The organism is Kocuria sp. CCUG 69068 (genome assembly GCF_020833785.1).
Lineage (GTDB): Bacteria > Actinomycetota > Actinomycetes > Actinomycetales > Micrococcaceae > Kocuria > Kocuria rosea.
On the sequence record NZ_PDDL01000276.1, the window covers coordinates 1 to 504 of the forward strand.

1 protein-coding gene is annotated in these 504 nt (G+C 79.2%); it reads left to right on the forward strand.

Annotation, left to right across the window (positions count from 1 at the left end; genetic code table 11):
* The coding region (locus tag CRM73_RS19500) for a rhodanese-like domain-containing protein (protein ID WP_255663091.1) at positions 1-332 on the forward strand (332 nt) is incomplete at its 5' end.
* Between the last annotated feature and the right edge of the window lie 172 nt (positions 333-504).

Below are 504 nucleotides of genomic sequence, written 5' to 3' on the forward strand. Positions count from 1 at the left end.
CCACCGTGACGGCCCCCGAGCTCGCGGAGCTGCTGGCGGCCCGGGAGCGCGGCGCCGCGGACTTCGAGCTCGTCGACGTCCGGGAGCCCTACGAGGCCCGGCTCGCGGCGATCCCCGGGGCACGGCTGCTCCCGCTGGACCAGTTCGAGTCCGGGGAGGCCCTCGCCCGGATCGCCCCGGGCCGCCGGGTGCTGCTGCACTGCAAGGCCGGGGCGCGCTCCGAACGGGCCCTGCACCTCCTGCGCGCCGCGGGCCGCACCGACGTCGCGCACCTCGAGGGCGGGGTGCTGGCGTGGATCGAGCAGGTGGACCCGTCCCAGCAGGCCTACTGACCCGGTCCGCCGAGGCCCGCTCGCGGGTCCTCGCCGGAGCGCTGCGGAGGGGCGCGAGCGGGCCCGGCGGGCAGGACGTAGGCTGATCGTCTCCCTGCCGCCGACCGATGGACACCGCATGCCCCCGCCGCACCCCCGACCCGCCGCCGGCCCCGGACGCGCCGAGGAGGCC